This is a genomic window from Frankia sp. CgKIO3, from assembly GCF_977946435.1.
Genome location: NZ_CDWTMO010000055.1, coordinates 1 through 4,944 on the forward strand (window position 1 = coordinate 1; position 4,944 = coordinate 4,944).

At 72.2% G+C, this 4,944-nt stretch carries 6 protein-coding genes and 1 pseudogene; 2 read left to right on the forward strand and 5 right to left on the reverse strand.

What is annotated here, in order from left to right:
- On the reverse strand, positions 1-565 hold a 565-nt coding region (locus AC08OJ_RS08675), incomplete at its 3' end, for a formylglycine-generating enzyme family protein (protein ID WP_476595465.1).
- Positions 566-751: 186 nt separating this feature from the next.
- Here AC08OJ_RS08675 and AC08OJ_RS08680 point away from each other — a divergent pair.
- Entirely contained in the window at positions 752-1,069 is a 318-nt protein-coding gene (locus tag AC08OJ_RS08680) for a TetR/AcrR family transcriptional regulator (RefSeq protein ID WP_476595476.1), read from the forward strand.
- A 600-nt stretch (positions 1,070-1,669) separates the two neighbouring features.
- Here the strand turns inward: AC08OJ_RS08680 and AC08OJ_RS08685 are convergent.
- A pseudogene (locus AC08OJ_RS08685) lies at positions 1,670-1,936 on the reverse strand (glycosyltransferase family 2 protein); the annotation flags it as partial.
- A complete protein-coding gene (locus tag AC08OJ_RS08690; RefSeq protein WP_476592999.1) occupies positions 1,933-2,868 on the reverse strand; it encodes an arylsulfotransferase family protein in 936 nt (311 codons plus the stop codon). The pseudogene AC08OJ_RS08685 and the gene AC08OJ_RS08690, both read right to left, overlap by 4 nt.
- A gap of 79 nt (positions 2,869-2,947) precedes the next feature.
- Here AC08OJ_RS08690 and AC08OJ_RS08695 point away from each other — a divergent pair, with 79 nt between their 5' ends.
- Complete coding sequence (locus AC08OJ_RS08695; RefSeq protein WP_476595466.1) at positions 2,948-3,220, forward strand: hypothetical protein; 273 nt, start codon at positions 2,948-2,950, stop codon at positions 3,218-3,220.
- A gap of 190 nt (positions 3,221-3,410) precedes the next feature.
- On the opposite strand, the gene AC08OJ_RS08700 is transcribed toward AC08OJ_RS08695, so the two are convergent.
- Both AC08OJ_RS08700 and AC08OJ_RS08705 read right to left on the reverse strand, forming a co-directional pair.
- The gene (locus tag AC08OJ_RS08700; protein ID WP_476595467.1) at positions 3,411-3,866 is read right to left on the reverse strand and encodes a creatininase family protein; all 456 of its coding nucleotides are present in this window, start codon (positions 3,864-3,866) and stop codon (positions 3,411-3,413) included.
- A 40-nt stretch (positions 3,867-3,906) separates the two neighbouring features.
- Positions 3,907-4,719, reverse strand: a complete 813-nt coding sequence (locus AC08OJ_RS08705; RefSeq protein WP_476595468.1) for a hypothetical protein — start codon at positions 4,717-4,719, stop codon at positions 3,907-3,909.
- Between the last annotated feature and the right edge of the window lie 225 nt (positions 4,720-4,944).

Sequence of the window (4,944 nt, forward strand, 5' to 3'; positions counted from 1 at the left end):
GGCCCCACCTGATCAGGCCCCACCTGATGTAGACCTCGGTGTCGTACAGGTCCCAGCACCAGTCCCACACGTTGCCCAGCATGTCGTACAGGCCCCAGGAGTTGGGCTGTTTACCGCCCACGTCGTGGATTCGCCCGTGGGAGTTGCCGCGGTACCAGGCAATGTCGTCGAGCGGCCCGTACCGCGGGCCGCTCGTGCCGGCCCGGGCGGCGTACTCCCACTCAGCCTCGGTCGGCAGCCGGTACCCCTCGGCGCGGGTGTCCCACTCGGCACCCTCGCCGTCGGCCTGGACACGGTACGCGGGCGCCATCCCGTCACGGTGGGACAGGGCGTTGCAGAATCGGACCGCGTCCCACCAGGAAACCCCCTCGACGGGCAACCGGTCCCCGTGGGCCGAGCCCGGCCGCTGGCCGACAACCGCCGCGTACTGCTCCTGGGTGACCGGAAACGCCGCGAGACAGTACGGCGCGAGCTCGACCGACCAGCTGCGCTGCGTTCGCCGGTCGCACAGCGTCACCCGCCCCGGCGGGATGGAGATCAACGTGCTTCCCACGCCCGCGTCCATGGCCGGCGATCTTACCGAAGCTCGTCCGCACGGAGAGTCCCGGTAGGCGCGCGGGCTGTCCGTCTAGAGTGTTACTCTATGGGCGGTGTCGGGGTTATGGGAGGCGTCGGGGTAGCGCCCAGTCGGGCCCGGCTGGTGGACGCGGCCGTGGCCTGCGTGCTGGAGCAGGGCTGGGAGGCCACGTCCATGCAGGCGGTTCGGCGCCGGGCCGGTGTCAGTAACGGCAGCCTGTTTCACTACTTCCCCACCCGGGGGGACCTGGCCGCGGCCGTGGTGGGTGCGGGTCTTGCCGATCATCAGAGCGCGCTGTGGGGTGAGCTGCACACCTCGACCGGGCCCCGCGACGGCGTGATCCGCCTGGTCACCCGCCATCTGCGGTGGGTGGAAGAGCATCCGCCGCTGGCCCGACTGCTGCTGACCGCGCCGGTCGATGTCCTGCGCGGCACGATCGATGAGCGCACCGCCGCGGACAACCGCGGCTTCTTCGCCGCGGTGGCCGACTGACTGCAGCGCCGGGTCGGCAGGCTCCGCCGCGACGAAGGCCGGGTAGAGGGTCCGGACGGCGTGCTCGAAGGCGTGCGGCGGCACGGGCCGGTCGTACTCGATGGCAGCGTCCAGGCGCTCGTCGAACTCGGCGATCCAGCGCCGGTAGCCGACCACGAGGGGATCGTCGGCGGGCCAGGCGGCGTAGATGCGACGGTGGGCGAGGGTGAAGGGGGTCGGGCTGCGCCGGTAGGCGGCGGCGACGGTCCCGGCCGCGCCGGGAACCTGGTGGTAAACGCTGCTACAGGCGCCGGTGTAGGCGAACCGGTAGCCCTCGGCGTACAGGGTCAGCCACATCGCCCAGTCCTCGCAGTGCTGGAGGGTCTCGTCGAACCGGGCCGAGGTTCCAGTGTAGTTGCGGACGGTGACCGCTCCGGTGTGGATGAAGTTGGCGACCAGGTTGGCGACCAGCAGGAAACCGGGATCGAAGGGGTAGCCCTTGCGCAGGACGGCGGCGCCGTCGGCCGGCCGCGGTATGGCGTCGACCCAGCGGTCGCTGACCAGCGCCGCGCCGTAGGCCACCTCGACGCGGGGATCAGCCAGGGTGGCGGCGGCGACGGCCAGGTGGTCGGGCAGGAAGGCGATCAGGTCTCCGGAGGCGGTGGCGGCGCCCAGGTTGCGGGCGTGCGAGACGCTCCGCCGCTCTGGCAGCTCCAACAGGATGATCGCGAGCCGCCCGCCCCAGGCGTCGATGACCTGCTCGGGTGGGGTGCCGCCGTCGGCGACGACGATGACCTCGAAGTCGCGCAGGCTCTGGCGGTCCAGGCTGCGCAGGGCCCGGTCCAGGTGCGCGGGCCGGTCGGCGATGGGGATGACGACACTGATCACTGGCTGCTCCCGGCGTAGGGCTGGCAGCGGACTCGGGTGGTGGCCAGCTGCCAGGCCCGGCCGCCGGGCGCGGTCAGGCGCGCGGCGGTTCGGGCCGGGACGGCGGCCAGTCGGTAGATGTCACAGCGGGAGTTCCCGCCGCCCGCCTGCTTCGTGCGGATGCGGAGTTCCCGCAGGGCGCGGCCGTCGCGGCCGATCTCGATGCCGCGGCCGTGCTGGGCGTCGGTGACGAGCAGGGTTCCGCCCGGGAGTTGCTGGCAGCCTCCGGCGAGTTCGGTGAACAGCGCGTCTGGTGGATCGGCGTCGTAGGTGAACACGATCTCGCCAGTGGCGGGGTCGATCTCCAGGACGCGGGAGCGGCGCACGGCGCGCCCGTTGTCGAACACCAGCACGCTGCCGCCGGGCAGGGCGGAGGGCTGGTGCGGCCCGGACAGCTGGCCGGGTCCCCACCACCAGCGCACCGCACCGGCGCGCGGGTTGACGACGGCGATCAGGTCGAGCTCGCGCACCGCGACCAGGGTGTCGCCGTCGTCCCACAGGCCGGCCGGATGGGCGGGCACGGTCTCCAGGGTGTTGGCGTGCAGCACGTCGCACGGCGAGCCGGGCAGGTCCCGCAGCACACGGGAGACCTCTCGCCCGCGTCGCCCCGCGAGTCGGTGCAGGTCAGCGCATCCGGACGTCGCCGTGGCGCGGCGGGCGAGCTCGTCGTGGACTAGACCGCGCAGGTGGTCGACGGTGGCGAGCAGGTCGTACAGCGAGTGCTGCTCGGCTGGCCGCCCGCCGGCGTCGAGGACGGTGATCTGGTTGTCCAGCAGCAGGTACGGGCCGCCGGGCGCCGGGATGAGGCGGGGCTGCTCGGTCAGGACGTGCACCCGCCCGTCCGCGGCGACGTCCAGGTCGTGGTGGGCGGGCACCGGGGTGCTCCAGGCCACGCTGGAGTCGGGGCGGAGTTTTCAGCACCGCGTGCAGCGGCACGATCGCGTACAGGCTTCCGTCGGGGCCGAGCTCGACGTGGTTCCAGCCGCGCAGGTACGACGGCGGGTCGTCGCCGGGGTCGGGCTGCCCGGCGGCGTTGCTCCAGGCGTGTACGAGCCGGCCGTCTTGGTCGGTCAGGCACGCCACCGGGTCCGGGTACGACGCCGACGGCGAGAACAGCAGCAGGACGTCGTCCGGCCTGCCGCGGTCTGGGTTCTCGCCGGTCACCGCATCTCCTGGCGCACGGCGTCGGCGAGGCGGCGGGCGACCTGCTCGCCGAGCGTGGGGCTGGAGCCCGTCGCGGTGTAGACGACGCCGCCGACGGTGGCGGCGTCCGCCGGGAGCGGGAAAAGGTGATAGGTGAACCGGCGGGGCGGGTGGTGTGCGGGACGATGTGCATGACCAGGCTGGACTCGACCATGCTCGCGTGGTGGTCGACGTCGCGGGGAATGCCGGTCTCGGCGGCCAGGGCGTCGCGGAAGTCCTCGCCGACCACGTCCTACCAGTTCACGATCATCACCCGGGTGCCGGGGATGGCGTCGGTGATGATCCGCGCGGCCTCGCAGAGGAAGCTGATGTTGTCGATCGCGGAGTTGACGACGACGAGGCGGCGCAGGCCGTGGCGCGCGAGCCCGGTGAGCACCTCGGTGATCAGGCGGGTGAAGAGGTCGCCGCTGAGGTTAAGGACGCCTGGGAAGTCGCCGCCGAGGCGCTGGGGCGGTGTCGCGACCCCGTAGCCGAGGGTCGGGGCGATGAGGGCGCCGGGAAGGTCGCGGGCGAGCCGGCCGGCGAAGTAGTCGCTGATCATCGTGTCGGCGGCCAGCGGCAGGTGCGGGCCGTGGGGCTCGACCGCGCCCACGGGCACGATCACCACGCTGGCGGCTTCACCGGTGTCGGGAGCCGGATCGCGGGTCGCGTCGTCGAAGGCGGGCCAGGTCATCTCGCCGAGCAGCATCGGCATCCCTTTCCGGGCGGGTTCGAGGGGCGGGCTGGGGTCAGGCTCCGGTCCAGCCCAGGCTGGGGAGCCCGCGCGGCCGGAGCCGCTCGCCCAGGCGCAGATTGAGGAAGTCCTCCTTGTTGCAGCAGCCGCCGTCTGCGGCACACGGCGCCCAGGTCGCCCCGTAGTTCTCCAGGCAGAACCCCGCGTCCTGGACGCGGCCGACCGGGTGCAGGTCCTCGGCGGAGTAGCGCGAACAGCGGTAGGCCACCCCGTGGATGTCGATGAACAGGTAGTCGTGCCCTGCCCGGCACTCCAGACCCCGCGGGCCGGCGAGCGCGGTGAGCGCAAGCCTGGTCAGCGCCGGGTCGCGTGCCCGCCGGGCCTGCGCAGCCTCGCCGGGGTCGAACAGCAGCGCGTTTACGACGACGAAGCAGCCGTAGGCATCGCGGGCGAGCGCGGCGGCGTCGATGAACTTCTCCAGGCTGATCTGGCCGGGGTGCCAGGTCAGCCACAGCGACACCTTGGCCATCTCGGCGGCCTCGGCCAGCAGGGGCAGGCGACGCTCGAGCAGCGAGGCGTTCGACAGCAGCTCCACGTAGCGGACGTTGTCCTGGCGGGTGAGCCAACCGGCCTGTTGGAGGAAGAACGAGGACGTGAACGGTTCGCCGAGGCTGCCCAGGCGGACCTCGACCGGATGCGGTCGGTTCCCGATCCAGCCGACCACGGCCGCCAGCACGTCCCGGTCGGCCGGGTTGGTCCAGTCGTAGCGGCGGCTCTTGGACCAGTCCCCGGTCGACACGCAGTACGGGCAGCCGAAGTTGCACAGCCGCTGCCCGGCCACGTACCAGATCCTCATCGCGTCGGTCATGGCGGTCTTCCTCCCAGTTGGGTCAGTCGACGTTCTGGAAGTAAGTCGCCGCCCACGGCACCGGCCCGGTCGCAGGTGGTACTCGCGAACACCTCCACGCCGGCGGGCTCGTACCGGGCGCGGACGGCGGGCGCTTGTCACTGCGCACCACTCTGCACAGTGCAGGAACTCACATCGTGAGGACAGTATCTGAGTCCGGACCGAACGTGACAAGCCCCTGACGGG

Excerpts from the sequence above, each read along its gene's own strand:
- AC08OJ_RS08680 (WP_476595476.1), top strand. The coding sequence starts at position 752 with ATGCAGGCGGTTCGGCGCCGGGCCGGTGTCAGTAACGGCAGCCTGTTT.
- AC08OJ_RS08700 (WP_476595467.1), bottom strand. The coding sequence starts at position 3,866 with ATGCTGCTCGGCGAGATGACCTGGCCCGCCTTCGACGACGCGACCCGC.
- AC08OJ_RS08705 (WP_476595468.1), bottom strand. The coding sequence starts at position 4,719 with ATGACCGACGCGATGAGGATCTGGTACGTGGCCGGGCAGCGGCTGTGC.